The 13,381-nt window shown below is 69.3% G+C and carries 13 protein-coding genes; 7 read left to right on the forward strand and 6 right to left on the reverse strand.

Going from position 1 to position 13,381, the window contains the following annotated elements:
• The 4 genes from ACI3KY_RS13850 to ACI3KY_RS13865 form a co-directional block, all read left to right on the forward strand.
• Positions 1-689: DUF222 domain-containing protein (locus ACI3KY_RS13850; RefSeq protein ID WP_404930741.1), on the forward strand; the 689-nt coding region annotated here is incomplete at its 5' end.
• A gap of 485 nt (positions 690-1,174) precedes the next feature.
• Positions 1,175-1,597: a hypothetical protein gene (locus ACI3KY_RS13855; RefSeq protein ID WP_404930742.1), complete on the forward strand. Its 423-nt coding sequence runs from the start codon at positions 1,175-1,177 to the stop codon at positions 1,595-1,597.
• Between the two features lie 135 nt (positions 1,598-1,732).
• The gene (locus ACI3KY_RS13860; RefSeq protein WP_404930743.1) at positions 1,733-2,554 is read left to right on the forward strand and encodes a helix-turn-helix domain-containing protein; all 822 of its coding nucleotides are present in this window, start codon (positions 1,733-1,735) and stop codon (positions 2,552-2,554) included.
• Positions 2,555-2,617: 63 nt separating this feature from the next.
• On the forward strand, positions 2,618-3,199 hold the full coding sequence (locus tag ACI3KY_RS13865; protein WP_404930744.1) for a dihydrofolate reductase family protein: 582 nt from the start codon (positions 2,618-2,620) through the stop codon (positions 3,197-3,199).
• A gap of 19 nt (positions 3,200-3,218) precedes the next feature.
• Here ACI3KY_RS13865 and ACI3KY_RS13870 read toward each other — a convergent pair whose 3' ends face one another.
• On the reverse strand, positions 3,219-4,715 hold the full coding sequence (locus ACI3KY_RS13870) for an aldehyde dehydrogenase family protein (protein WP_404930745.1): 1,497 nt from the start codon (positions 4,713-4,715) through the stop codon (positions 3,219-3,221).
• Between the two features lie 322 nt (positions 4,716-5,037).
• Here ACI3KY_RS13870 and ACI3KY_RS13875 point away from each other — a divergent pair, with 322 nt between their 5' ends.
• Entirely contained in the window at positions 5,038-5,706 is a 669-nt protein-coding gene (locus ACI3KY_RS13875) for a GntR family transcriptional regulator (RefSeq protein ID WP_404930746.1), read from the forward strand.
• A 64-nt stretch (positions 5,707-5,770) separates the two neighbouring features.
• Here ACI3KY_RS13875 and ACI3KY_RS13880 read toward each other — a convergent pair whose 3' ends face one another.
• Genes ACI3KY_RS13880 through ACI3KY_RS13900 form a run of 5 tightly spaced genes read right to left on the reverse strand, consistent with a single transcriptional unit; the run spans position 5,771 to position 10,552 of the window.
• Positions 5,771-7,039 (reverse strand): ABC transporter substrate-binding protein, encoded by a 1,269-nt coding sequence (locus tag ACI3KY_RS13880; protein WP_404930747.1) that lies wholly within the window; start codon positions 7,037-7,039, stop codon positions 5,771-5,773.
• 22 nt (positions 7,040-7,061) lie between these two features.
• Complete coding sequence (locus ACI3KY_RS13885; RefSeq protein WP_404930748.1) at positions 7,062-8,192, reverse strand: branched-chain amino acid ABC transporter permease; 1,131 nt, start codon at positions 8,190-8,192, stop codon at positions 7,062-7,064.
• Entirely contained in the window at positions 8,192-9,073 is an 882-nt protein-coding gene (locus ACI3KY_RS13890) for a branched-chain amino acid ABC transporter permease (RefSeq protein WP_404930749.1), read from the reverse strand. Before ACI3KY_RS13890 ends, ACI3KY_RS13885 begins: the two co-directional genes overlap by 1 nt.
• A 2-nt stretch (positions 9,074-9,075) precedes the next feature.
• Positions 9,076-9,786 carry an ABC transporter ATP-binding protein gene (locus ACI3KY_RS13895; RefSeq protein ID WP_404930750.1) on the reverse strand — a complete coding sequence of 237 codons (711 nt, stop codon included), beginning with the start codon at positions 9,784-9,786 and terminating at the stop codon, positions 9,076-9,078.
• Positions 9,773-10,552: an ABC transporter ATP-binding protein gene (locus ACI3KY_RS13900; RefSeq protein WP_404930751.1), complete on the reverse strand. Its 780-nt coding sequence runs from the start codon at positions 10,550-10,552 to the stop codon at positions 9,773-9,775. The genes ACI3KY_RS13895 and ACI3KY_RS13900 overlap by 14 nt, the downstream gene beginning before the upstream one ends.
• 302 nt (positions 10,553-10,854) lie before the next feature.
• Here ACI3KY_RS13900 and ACI3KY_RS13905 point away from each other — a divergent pair, with 302 nt between their 5' ends.
• Together ACI3KY_RS13905 and ACI3KY_RS13910 are read left to right on the forward strand one after the other, a co-directional pair.
• Positions 10,855-12,240 carry an aminomethyl transferase family protein gene (locus ACI3KY_RS13905; protein WP_404930752.1) on the forward strand — a complete coding sequence of 462 codons (1,386 nt, stop codon included), beginning with the start codon at positions 10,855-10,857 and terminating at the stop codon, positions 12,238-12,240.
• Between the two features lie 205 nt (positions 12,241-12,445).
• Positions 12,446-13,375, forward strand: a complete 930-nt coding sequence (locus tag ACI3KY_RS13910) for an IclR family transcriptional regulator (RefSeq protein ID WP_404930753.1) — start codon at positions 12,446-12,448, stop codon at positions 13,373-13,375.
• Positions 13,376-13,381: the final 6 nt, after the last annotated feature.

A 13,381-nucleotide genomic window follows, 5' to 3' on the forward strand; every position in this document is an offset into this window, starting at 1 on the left:
ACCCCCGCACTGACGGCGCCCCCGCACCAGGACCCTGCTTCGTCGAGGATGCGGACCGCGACCCCTCGGAACCCGTGGCATCGGCGGCCGACCAGCGCAGCCACACCCAGAAGCAGCACGACGCGTTCGCGGTGCTGCTCACCGCGGCCGCCGCCTCCGGCGAACTGCCCACCCTCGGCGGGGCCGCGCCCACCCTGGTCGTGTCGGTACGGGCGGAAGACCTCGCCGCCGGCCACGGCCACGCCCACCTCCCCGGTGACGACCAGCCCGTCCCGCTCGCGGTCGCCCGGCACATCGCCTGCACCGGCGCCATCCAACGCGTGATCCTCGACGAGACCGGCCGGATCGTGTCGATCACCACCCTGGACCGCATCTTCAACCACCACCAGCGCAAAGCGATCACCCTCCGCGACGGCGGCTGCCTCATCCCCGGCTGCCACGTCCCACCCCACTGGTGCGAGATCCACCACGTGCAAGAACACTCCCGCGGCGGACCCACCCACACCGACAACGGCGTCCTGCTCTGCTGGTTCCACCACCGCACCCTCGACACCTGCGGCTGGCAGATCCGCATGCAAAACGGCATCCCCTACGTGAAAGGCCCCTACTGGTGGGACGCCCACGTGAAATGGCGACCCGCCACGAAATCCCCCACCCGAAAACGCGACCTCATCGCCCAGCGAACGTGACCGGCACGTCGAGTTCAAGAGTTCCGCGCGCCGGTGGGTCCCCTTGCCCGCCGGGACCCAGACGTGTGGTTCGGTTCGCACCCGAGGATGCCGGCGACGGACGCGACTGTCGAGCGCGCGTTCGCGGTGAAGGAGCTGCCGGCAAGGGCAGAATCAGACGCATGCTTGATGACGCAGAGGCCGAGGAACTCCGGCGCTTGGGTGCCCGGTTCTATGCACCCGATCCTGCCGTGCCCCTGACCGACTCCGAGAAGCAGCGACTGCACCAGCTCGAGGTGCAGAAGCGAGAACCGCTCGCTCAGCCGACGGAGTCCTCAGCTGCGGTTCAGCAGACGGAGTCGTCAACTGGGTATCCCCAGCCCGAGTCGATAGCCGAGGATCGGCCCACGGCTGCCTCGACCACCGCATCGACATCCGAAGCCTCCGCGACGCCACCGCCCGCGAGGCGGCGACGAGGAGCGACGCTGCTCGTCGCCGCAGCATGCGTGATCCTCGGCGGAGCACTGGGATGGCTGGTTGCCCAGGGAACGCCTGGGCAGCCCTCAGCAGCATCGCAGTCCGAAGGCCTGCCGCCTGAATTGCTGAGACCCGCGACGGAAGAGGATGTCCTCGACGTGGTCGATGACTCGATCGACCCCGGAAGCACCCGGTTTGTGGCGAAGATCGATGGTGTGGACGTCTACCTCGGCACCAGCCGCGGGCAATCGCAGGTGTGCGTCTTGGCATACCGCGCGGGCATCCCCACGTCCATCGGCTGCAGTCCCTGGTCGGCAGGGACCGCCATGGCGAGCGGAATCACGCAGGATCTCACCATCGCCGTCGGCACCGATGCCTACCCCGACAGCGATGCGGAGAGGATTCCGCTGTCCGAGTCGGCCACCGCGATCCGGGGCCCACTCGGTCCGTGATACCGCACCGGCGCGGGTCCAGACCCCCGGCGCGATCGCGCAGGGATGCCCCTCAGAGACCGGCGACAGCTCGATGCGTGCGGCACATGAGGCCCGCCGGGCGGCGATGATGTCAGCGTGGAGTATGTATCGCGGGTGCCCGGTCCGCCGCTCGACAGGCTGATCGACGACCTCTACTACCTGGAGGGTGTCCCGCCATACCCTCGCTTGATGCTGCCGGCGGCGCCCGCGCCCCTCCTCATCGTCAACCTCGGGGCGCCGTTTCTGCTCCGCGCGGGCGCCGATCCAGAAGCGGTGGAGTACGCCGACGGCTGTGCGGTCGCCACTCCCACCCGTGCGTGGGAGTTCGGCTACCCGACCCCGACGCGGTCCGTGGGTGTCCACTTCAGGCCGTGGGGACTGGCACCGTTCCTTCCCATGCCCGCGGCCGAGCTATGCGACCGACCCGCGACGGTGGAACAGATCTGGGGGCGGCCCGCTATCACTGAGTTGCGGCAACGACTGACCTCGGCACACGCCCCCGAAGAGATGCTGATGCTGCTCGAGGACGAGCTGGTGCGACGCATGCGCAGAATCAACGGCCTCGACCTCGTCCGCCACCTGAGCAGCGCCATCGCGGAGAGCGGCGGCGCCGTGCCGATCAGCGACCTCGGCGTGGCAGCCCGCGCCAGCAGCACCTACGTGGCGAAGCGGTTCAAGGAGGTGATCGGCGTCACGCCGAAGCGGCTGGCGCGCAGCTACCGATTCACGGCGACCGTGTTGACGATCGATGTGGCCGCGCCGATCGACTGGGGCGACGTCGCCGCTCGCGCCGGCTACTTCGATCAGGCCCACTTCGTCCACGAGTTCCGGGAGTTCACCGGGCTCACGCCGACCCGGTATGTCGAAGCTCGGCAGCGCTTCCTCCGCGAACATCCCGACCACGTACTGGAAGGGTGGCCCGTGCCGGTCGATTGATTTCTTACAAGATCGACCAGAAACGACACACGAGACTTGTGACTCCGAACAAAGGAGAAGCCCATGGGCAGGGTGGTCATGAATGCGTCGGTCTCGGTGGATGGCTTCATCGCGGCTGAGAACGACGATCCCGGTCCACTCTTCGAATGGCTGGTCAACGGCGACGTGCCGTTGGACGGTAGCGGCGTGCTGAACGTGTCCCAGGCCTCGTACGACCACATCCGGCCGTACTGGGACGAGATCGGCGTGACGATCGTCGGCCGCCACAGCTTCGACATCACTGACGGCTGGGACGGGCAGCCTCCGAGCGGGATCGACCACGTGGTCGTCGTGACACACCGGCCGGCGCCCGAGGGCTGGGACCCGGACGCGCCGTTCCACTTCGTCGACGGCATCGAAGCCGCCGTGACCAAGGCGCAGGAGCTCGCGGGCGACCGCACCGTCGAGGTGGCTGCCGGCGACGTCGGCGGCCAGGTGCTCGCCGCAGGGCTGGTCGACGAGGTGCGCATGGATGTCGCACCCGTCGTGCTCGGGTCGGGCAAACGCTACTTCGGCTCCATCGACTCGCCGCACCTCCTGGAGGACCCGGACGTCGTCGTGCGAGGCAGCCGGGTGCTTCACCTGCGCTTCCCGGTGCGTCGCTGACCGTTCGCGGCGCCGCCGGTCAGTGGGCCATCGACGCGAGCGCCTCCGGATCGATGGTCGCGATCGAACGGGTGTCCTGGAAGGCGCGGACGCCCTCGATGCCCTGCTCGCGGCCGAAGCCCGACTGCTTCATGCCACCGAACGGGGCGCGGAGGTCCAGGCGCGTCGCGCCGTGGTCGTTCACCCAGACGTAGCCGCACTCCAGCTGCGAGCCCACGCGCTGCGCGGCGTCGGGGGATGCGGTCCACACCGAGCCGCACAGCCCGCCCCACGTGTCGTTGGCGAGGCGCACCGCTTCGTCCTCGTCGTCGAACGGGATCACGGGGATGACCGGCCCGAACTGCTCCTGCGTCACGACCCGCAGGTGCAGCGCCGGATCGACGACGATCGCCGGGCGCACGAAGTTCCCGCCCGCCAGATCGCCTTCGGGCAGCGCCCCGTACTCGCGGACGTCGGCTCCGGCATCCTTCGCCTCCTGGATGATCTCGTCGACGAACGCCTTCTGCGCCGGCTGATGCAGCGGGCCCATCGTCGTGCCGTCATCCAGCCCGTAGCCGAGCTTGGCGTTCTCGAGCCGCGCGCTGAGTCCCGAGACGAGGTCGTCGAGACGCGAACGGTGCACGAAGACGCGCTTCGCGTTCATGCAGATCTGCCCGGTGGTGTCGTAGATCGCCGCGTAGAGCCGGTCCAGGTGCGCGTCGTCGAGGATCGCGTCGTCGAGGAAGACGGCCGCGTCGTTGCCGCCCAGCTCGAGCGTCACGCGGGTGAGGCTCTTGGACGCCATCTCCATGATCCGCTTGCCGCCGTTCACACTGCCGGTGAAGCACACCTTGGCGACGTCGGGGTTCTGGATGAGGTCGGCCATGTCCTGATCGCGTCCCGTCACGACGTTGAGGACGCCCGGCGGCAGCTTCTCGGCGACCCGCTGCACCACCCGCGTGGTCGCCAGCGGCGCCGAGGGCGGCGGCTTCACGATCGCGGTGTTGCCGGCCAGCAATGCGTGCGGCAGCGAAGCGCCGAGGATCGCGATGGGCCAATTGAACGGCACGATCACCGTCACGACACCCAGCGGCTGATAGGTCACGTCGGTCGACACCGGAATCGCCCCGGGCACGGGTGGCAGCGTCTTCGACGCGCCGACCTCGTCGGCGAGCATCAGGGCCAGGTTCCAGCGGAGCTCGAACACCAGCGCGTCGATCCACGCCTCCATCCGGATCTTGCCGTTCTCCTGCGACAGGATCGCGGCATCCGCGTCTCGATCGTCCGCGATCCCGGCGATGGCCGCAGCCATCTGCGCCGCACGCTCCTGCGCCGTGAGTGCCGCCCACGCGGGGAAGGCCGCCTTCGCCGCGGCGACGGCATCCTTCACATCCGAGACGGATGCCGCGGCCGCCTCGCCGACGACCGCACCGGGCCTGCCGGGGTCGGGGATGGTCAGCACCTCATCGGTGAACCGCTCCTCACCGCCGATGTACAGTCCGGTCCGCACCGATGTCTCCATCGCGGTCTCGCCCATGGAACGCCACCTTCCAGTCGCTCTGCTCCGGGTCTCGCCGGGGCACGTGTCTCTTGACTCCGGCTCTCGCCGGGGCGATGTGTCTTGGCTCCGGGTCTCGCCGGGGCCTTGCGCTTGCTTCACTGCGGCTCTCGCCGAAGCGCGTCGTTCGGGTTGTCAGCGCGTCGGCGGCCGGGCGCCGTCGACCTGTTCCCAGGGTGCCTCTCCCATGCGCCTGAATCAAGATTGTCGACGATATTCGCGAAGATTTCGTATCGAATGCTTCCCGGTGGGAGCATCGTCGAGAGATAGTGTCAGTGCACGGACGAAGGCGCCGAAAGGGATGGGCGAGATGACGGATGCCGCGGTGCGCAGCGACGACGATGCGATGGAGCGGCCCGACCTGACGCAGGTCATCCGCGAGGCCATCCTCGATGCGCAGTTCGCGCCGCACCAGCGGCTCATCGAAGCCGACCTCAGCGAGCGCTACGGCGCGTCGCGCGCCTCGGTGCGCACGGCTCTCCTCAACCTCGCCGGAGAAGGGCTCGTCGAGCGCCTCCCCAACCGCGGCGCGCGCGTGCGCGCGATCACCGTCGACGAGGCGATCGAGATCGTCGAGGTCCGCATCGGCCTCGAGACGCTGTGCGCGCGCAAGGCCGCCGAGAACCTCACGCCCGCCGACGCCGAGCGCCTGCGCGCGCTGCGCTCCGACATCGAAGCGGCGATCGGATCGGGAGACCTCATGGCCTACTCCCGCCTCACCCAGGAGCTCGACCGCCGCATCCGCGACCTCAGCCGGCACGGGACCGCCACGCAGCTGCTCGAACGCCTGCGCGCCCAATCGGCGCGTCACCAGTTCCGCCTCGCGTTCCACCCCGGTCGCGCCGCGACGTCGGCCCCGGAGCACATCGCGATCATCGATGCCATCCTCGCCAAGGATCCCGATGCCGCCGAGGCCGCGACGCGCGCCCACCTCTCCGGCATCGTCGAGGTCCTGCACCGCATGGAGTAACGGGAAGGGGCGGCCGGATGCTCCGGCCGCCCCTTCCCCTGCCTACGCGTCGCGCGGGCTCAGCTCACTCGCCCCAGCTCTCGGCGGGGGCGTAGCCCTTGCCGTTGTACTTCTGCACCTGCACGGTCGAGACGGCGGGCAGGCCGTCCTCAGTGGTGTCGACGGTGGAGCCCTCGAGCATGAGCGGCGCGGTGTAGCCCGAGATGCTGCGCAGTTGTTCCATGAAGTCGTCACGCGTCGGCTCGGTCATCTTCGCGAAGACCTGCTCGAGCGTCGCGCCGACCTGGTACGACCAGACGCAGTGCGGGAACGCGGGCACGTCGGAGTAGTCGGCGTACTCCTTCAGCCCATCGAGGAAGGCGGCGCCGTCCTCACTGTCAGCGAACGTCGGGGCGGCCGCCGACTGGGCGAACGCCACGGTGTAGACGCCCGGGAACGCCGACGCACCGCCGGGCTCGAGGATCGCACTCGGGCTCGAGGTGTTCGACGGGAGGAACCATGAGGGCAGCCAGCCGAGTTCCTGCGTCTTCTGCAGCGACGAGATGACGAGCGGCGTGATCGACATCGCGTTGAAGAACACGTCGGCGCCCGAGCCCGCGAGCTCGGTCAGCTGCGCGTCGACCGACGTGTCGGTCGCCTCGTAGGTGAGCTCCTTCACGATCTCGATGTTGTCGGCGCCCTCGATGCCGGTCTTGAAGCCCTCGACGTAGCCCTCGCCGTAATCGTCGTTCTGCGACAGGATCGCGACAGTGTGGTCCTCGCCCGAGCTCGCCAGCAGCTCGCCGAACGCCTGGCCCTCGTTCTGATAGATCGGCACGAACCCGAGCGACCACGGGCTCTCCTCCTGGTCGCTGAAGATCGGGTCGCCCGACATGATCAGCGCCTGCGGCACCTCGTCGGCGATCGCCGCCTCGCGCCACGCACGGTTGGTGGGAGTGCCGAGGCCCGCCGTCATCGCGAACACGCTGCTCTTGAGCTGGTCGTAGTTGGCCTTGGCCTTCTGCGGGTCGTACTCGTCGTCGAGCGCTTCGATCTCGACGGTGCGCGTCTTGCCGTCGCCGAACTCGACGCCGCCGTCCGCGTTCTTGGCGCCGAAGTAGGCGGTGATGCCGGCGACCGTGCACGTGCCCGGGCCTGCCGTCGGGCCGCTCAGCGGCGTGGTGATGCCGAGCGTGATCGACGTGTCGGTGATGCCGGGGCTCGCCTCGGCGCCTCCGTCTTCGGTGCTGTTCGGCGTGCCGCCGCCGCGCGAGCAGCCGGCGGCGAGGACGGCGACGATGCCGATCCCTGCGACGACCGAGGCGACACGCATCTTCCTGCGGTTCGTACTCATTGGTCCTGCCTCTCTGTGTGGATTATGACTGCGTCGTTGGTGGAGGTGGGGTCGTAGGCGCTGGCGCCGCAGGCGCGCCCAGGGCGTCGGCGACAGCGGCGGAACCGGATACGGATGCCGCGGCATCCGTCCCGCCCCCCACCCCGGCCGTACCGGCACCGCGGGGAGCGTCTCCGTCACGCCGGCGACGGCGCCACAGCCTCGGCAGCGAGACCAGGCCGCCGGGGAGGATGAACAGGACGATGAGGAGGATCGCGCCCTGCAGCATCGCCGTGATGTTGGGGTCGATGAGGTTCGTGATCTGCGGTAGCAGCACGTACCACGCCCCGCCGAGGAGCGATCCGACGATGCTGCCGGCGCCGCCGATCACCATCGAGGCGAGGAGCTCGATCGAGTGCCCGAAGTGCAGGGTCTCGGGCGAGGTGTACTGGATGACCACCATGTAGAGGAAGCCGCTGACGCCGCCGATGAGGGAGGCGATCGTGAACGCGAGCACCTTGTAGCGGTACGGCGAGATGCCCATCGAGCCGGCGACGGCCTCGTTGCCCTTCACGATGGCGAAGGCGCGACCGTACTTGCCGCGCACGAGGTTGCGGGTGAGGAGGAACGTGATCCCGGCGATGAGGATCACGATGTACAGCTGCCACTGGTCGTCGTACAGCCCGGTCCATTCCGGGGCGTCCGAGAAGCGGGCAGAAGTGCCCTGCGATCCGCCGGTGAGATCCGACAGCCGCTTCGCGAGCGGCACGCCCACGATGGGCAGCGCGATCGTCACCATCGCGATCGCGAGCCCGCCCAGCCGCGCCGCGGCGAGGGCGATGAGGAGCCCGATGACCGCGGGCACCAGGCACGCCAGCAGGAACACGAGCACGACGTTCCAGTCGTGCTCGATTCCCCACGCGGTGGCGTACGCGCCGACGCCCACGAAGAAGATCTGCCCCAGCGACACCTGGCCCGTGTAGCCCATCACCACGTTGAGGCCGAGCACGGCGACGGCGAAGACGCCGATGCGGGCGATCGTCTGGTTGGCGAACTCGGGCAGGATGAGCGGCCCCACGACGAGCAGCACGACGACGAGGCCGGTCCCCGCCCACCTCACCCAGGGGCGGGCGAAGAAGGGCGTCCGGCTCGTGGACTCCGCGGTCGAAGGCATCAGACGCGCACCACCGCTTTCCGGCCGAACAGGCCCTGTGGCCGCACGATGAGCACGACGAAGATGAGGATGAACGGCACCGCGATCTTGAGGTCGTGGCCGATGAAGGGGATGTAGACGGCCGCGAGGTTCTCGAGCACGCCGATCAGCCATGCGGCGACGACCACGCCGATGGGGCTCGAGAGACCGCCGAGGATGCACGCGGCGAGCGCGTAGACGAGGGCGGAGTCCATCATCCCGGGGGTCAGCGTGAGCTGCGGGGCGACCAGTACGCCGGCGACGGCGCCGAGCACGGCGGCCAGGCCCCATCCGGTCATGAGACTGCGGCCGACGTTGATGCCGGAGAAGGCGGCCGAGGCCGGGTTGATGGCGACGGCGCGCAGGGCCAGGCCGAGCTTCGTGCCGAGGAACAGCGCCTGCAGCAGCAGCATGATCACGACGATGACGATGATGGTCCCGAGCGAGCGCACGCTGATCACGGCGCCTGCGACCTGGATCGTCTCGAGCGGGAACAGCGATGGGAACAGGCGGTTGTTGTACGTCCAGACCCAGGCGCAGAACCCGGTGATGAGGGTCAGGAGGCCGATCGTGACGACGACGGCGGTGTCGGGATCGCCCCGCTCGAAGCGGCGGATGAGGTACCGCTCGATGACCGCGCCGAGGACGAAGGACGCGACGATGGCGGCGAGGATCGCCAGCAGGATCGGCACGCCGAAGCCGTTGAGCGCCCACGCGATGTAGGCGGACAGCACGGCCATCCCGCCCTGCGCGAAGTTGATCAAGCCCGTCGCCTGGTTGACCAGGACGATCGCGAGCGCGAGTGCGGCATAGATCGATCCGGTCGACAGGCCGTCGATCACGAGCTGGATGAAGGTGCCCACCGTCAGCCTCCCAGGTACGCGCGGCGGATCTCGTCCATGCCCTTGAGCTCCGCCGTCGAGCCCGTCAGGACGCTGCGACCGGTCTCGAGCACGATGGCGCTGTCGACGAGCGTGAAGGCGAGGTTGGCGTTCTGCTCGACCACGACCATCGCGATCCCCGACTCGCTGCGCAGCCGGCCGATCGCCTGGTACACGGCCTTGGCCGTGCTGGGTGCCAGGCCGAGGGATGCCTCGTCCAGAAGCAGCAGCCGCGGCTTCGACATGATCGCGCGGGCGATCGCCAGCATCTGCTGCTCGCCGCCCGAGAGCGCGGAGCCGGCGGAGCGGACGCGGTCCTGCAGCTGCGGGAAGAGGTCGAGGCAGTAGTCGATATCGGTGCGGATGCCCTGGGCGTCCTTGCGGCGGTAGGCACCCACCCGCAGGTTCTCGCGCACCGTGAGGTCGGACAGCGTGCCACGTCCCTCCGGCACGTGGGCGATGCCGAGCGCCGCCACCTGGTCGGGGCGGAGGCCCCGGAGGTCCTTGCCGTCGAAGCGGATGGTGCCCGTCGAGCGGACGGTGCCCGACACCGCACGCAGGGTCGTCGTCTTGCCGGCGCCGTTGGCACCGAGGATGCCGACCGCCCCGCCGTCGGGCACGGTCAGCGACACGCCCTCCAGCACCTGCACGCGTCCGTAGAACGCCCGGACGTCGGCGAGCTCAAGCAGCGTCATCGACGGCGTCCTTTCCGAGATACGCCTCGATGACCCGTGTGTCGGACTGGGCCTCGGCGGCAGAGCCCTCCATGAGCTTGCGGCCGTGGTCGAGCACGACGACGCGGTCGGTGAGGGCGGAGATGAGACCCATGTTGTGCTCGACGATCACGACGGTGATGTCGTCGTCGCGAACGCGGCGGACCGTCTGGATGAGCTGCTCGACCTCGGAGTGCGGCAGGCCCGCGGCGGGCTCGTCGAGCAGCAGCAGCCGCGGCTTCATGAGGAGGGCCCGGCACAGCTCGACGCCCTTGTGAAGTCCGTGCGAGAGCTCGTCGGCACGCGTCTTCGCGGCCCAGCCGAGCCCGTGACTCTCGAGGAGGTCGAGCGCCTCCCCACGCAGCGCCTTCTCGGACCGCACCGTGCGCGGCAGACGCAGCGACCACTCCCCCGGTCCGCCTGGCAGCCTGCTGTGGGCGCCGAGCAGCACGTTCTCGAGCACGGTCTCCCGCAGCTGCAGCGCCGGATGCTGGAAGGTGCGGGCGAGTCCGTGGCGGGCGAGTGTGGCGGGCGGCGAGCCGAGCACCTCGTCGCCGTCGATCGTGATCGAGCCCGCGCTCGGCCGGTAGTGCCCGCTGACGCAGTTGAAGAGCGACGTCTTGCCGGCACCGTTGGGTCCGACGAGACCGAAGATCTGTCCGGCCTCCACCGTGAAGCTGACGTCTTCGAGCACCTTGACGCCACCGAACTGGAGGCTGACATCACGGACTTCGAGCCGAGCGCCCATCGCTCCACCTTTCGCCCATCGCCCTGCTTTGCGCACTGTCGCGTCATCGCGCTTTCGCATCTCGCGTCGTCGCGGTCGTACTGGGGACTCGAGTCCTCCCCTGCTGGGAAACTACGGAGGTGCGTCGAGATTGTCAACGATTTTGGTGTGAAGTTCCGCGACCGTGACCTTGCGACTCGATCGTGTCGCGAGAAGCGGCGGCCCGCGGCATCCGTTTCCACTCAACGGAACTGCCGGCCGACGTGGCTGCGACACGCTCCTACGCTGACCGCAGCTTCCGCAACAACGAAGGAGGGTCGACGATGACCGCGACCGATACCGCAGCAGAGACACTCGCCCAGGCGATCGAACGCGCCGGCAGCCCGGTGGAACTGCTGCGCAACCAGAACTGGCCGGCTTTCACGTTCCCCGTCGCGCCGGAGTTCACGAACTGGCGCGACGAGCAGCGGGCATGGAACACGTCGGTGGCCCTCATGGACCAGTCGCACCACATGACGCAGCTGTTCCTGGACGGCGCCGACCTGATCCCGCTCCTCAGCTCGATCTCGCCGAACACGTTCGCGACGTTCCGCCCGGGCGTCGCCAAGCAGCTGATCGCGGTGAACCAGGACGGCTACCTCATCGGCGACGGCATCCTGTTCTACAACGCCGAAGGGCCCGAGGGGCTCGTGCTCATCGGGCACCACATCCTCATCGACTGGGTGCGCTTCAACATCGAGAAGGCTCAGGATGCCGGCAAGGACGTCCGCTACCGGCTCGAGGCGAACTCGCATATGCGTCAGGGACCCCCGACGTTCTACCGCTACGAGCTGCAAGGCCCCCACGCGGACCTCGTGATGGAGAAGGTGTTCGGCGGCCCTGCGCCCGACATCAAGTTCTTCCACATCGGCGATGTGGAGATCGCCGGACGGCCGGTCAAGGCGCTGCGCCACGGCATGGCGGGGCAGCCCGGGTTCGAGTTCTACGGACCGTGGGAGGACAACGAGATCGTCCTGAACGCGCTGATGGAGGCGGGCGCCGAGCACGACATCCGCCGGGTCGGCGCGAAGGCCTACTCGTCGTCGCCGCTCGAGTCGGGGTGGGTGCCGACGCCCTTCCCCGCGGTGTTCGACGACGACTTCGCCGAGTACCGCGCCTGGCTGCCGGCCGCGCGCATCGGCTCGGTCGCGGGTTCGCTGTACTCGGCCGACGTCCACGAGTTCTACATGACGCCGTTCGACATCGGCCTGGGCCGGTCGGTGCGCTTCGACCACGACTTCCACGGACGGGAGGCGCTCGAGAAGCACGCCGAGAACCAGCGCCGCCGCAAGGTCACGCTGATCTGGAACGCCGACGATGTCGCGGCCGTCGTGCGCTCGCAGGTCGAGCCGGGTACGCCCGCGAAGTACCTCGAATTCCCCAAGGCCCGCTACGGGCTGTACCAGATGGACGAGATCCTGAAGGACGGCGAGCGCGTGGGCATCTCGACGGATGCCGGCTACGTGGCGTACGACCAGCTCTACATGTCGCTGGCCACCCTGGACGTGGCGCTCCGCGACGGCGACGAGGTCGAGATCGTGTGGGGCGAGGATCCGATCTCGCGCAAGGACTCGGTCGACGCCGACCACCGGCAGGTGCGGATCCGCGCGACCGTCGCCCCCGCGCCGTACCACGACTACGCCCGGACGGTCTATCGCGCGAACGCCTGAGCCGCCCGCGGTCCCTGAGCCTGTCGAAGGGCGTTTCGTCTCGCTTCGCTCGCTCAAGGACCGGGGGGTTCGGGTCGTTGAGCGACCGCGGTACCGGTCGTTGAGCGAGCGAGGTACGAGCGAGACGAAACGCCATGGGCTTCCGCTCAACGGAACTTCGTCGAACGTGCGGGGTTACGATGGCGGCGTCATCGAGGAGGATGCCGTGGCACGAGGATCTGCGGGCGAGTCGGTCCTGCACCGGCACCTGCGCGTGCTGGAGAGCTTCGATGCGTGGCATCCGTTCCTCACCCTCAGCGAGATCGCGGATGCCGCCGGCGTGCCCCGATCGAGCGCTCACCGGCTGATCGCCGAACTCGAGCGCGAAGGGCTGCTCGAGCGGCTGCCCGACCGCACCTACCGCCTCGGCGTGCGGCTGTGGGAGTTCGCGAGCCGCACGCCGGGCGCTGTCGGTCTGCGCGAGATCGCGCGCCCGTGGCTGGGCGCCGTGCACGAACGGGTGCGGCAGCATGCGCAGCTCGGTGTGCTGAGTGGCCGCGACGTGCTCTTCATCGACCGGATGTCGACACGCGAGGCCGTCGTGAACGCGACGCTGATCGGCGGCCGCATCCCGCTGCACGCGTCGTCGAGCGGTCTCGTCCTGCTGGCGTACGCCGACAACGCCCTCGTGAACGACGTGATCGCGCGCGGGCTGCGACCGTACACCGAGAACACGATCCGCACGGGCGCGGAGCTGCGTGCTCAGCTGCGGCGCGTGCGCGACGACGGGTACGCGGTGACGGAGGGCGCCATCCACCCCGAGTCGCGAGGCATCGCGGTGCCGGTGACGGGGCCGGGCGGCACCGTCTACGCCGCGATCGGCGTGGTGGTGCCCAACGACGGCGCCTCGACCCACGCGTACGCCGAACTGCTGCGCCGCGCGGCCGCCGGCATCGCGCGCGAGCTCGCGGTCGCGTACCGGCCCGACGTCGACGAGCGCACCCACGGCATCCGCTCGCTCGTGAGCGGGTCGCGGCGCTCGCTCGAATACCTCGAGAGCCTCGACACCGACCCGCACGACGCCGGCTCGCCGGCCGCTGCGGATGCCGCCGAGCCCGCCGCCGGCCGCGCACTCGGGTCTGCGCCGGTGCTCTAGGGTTGT

Origin of the sequence: Microbacterium sp. ZW T2_14 (assembly GCF_044987405.1) — a bacterium.
Lineage (GTDB): Bacteria > Actinomycetota > Actinomycetes > Actinomycetales > Microbacteriaceae > Microbacterium.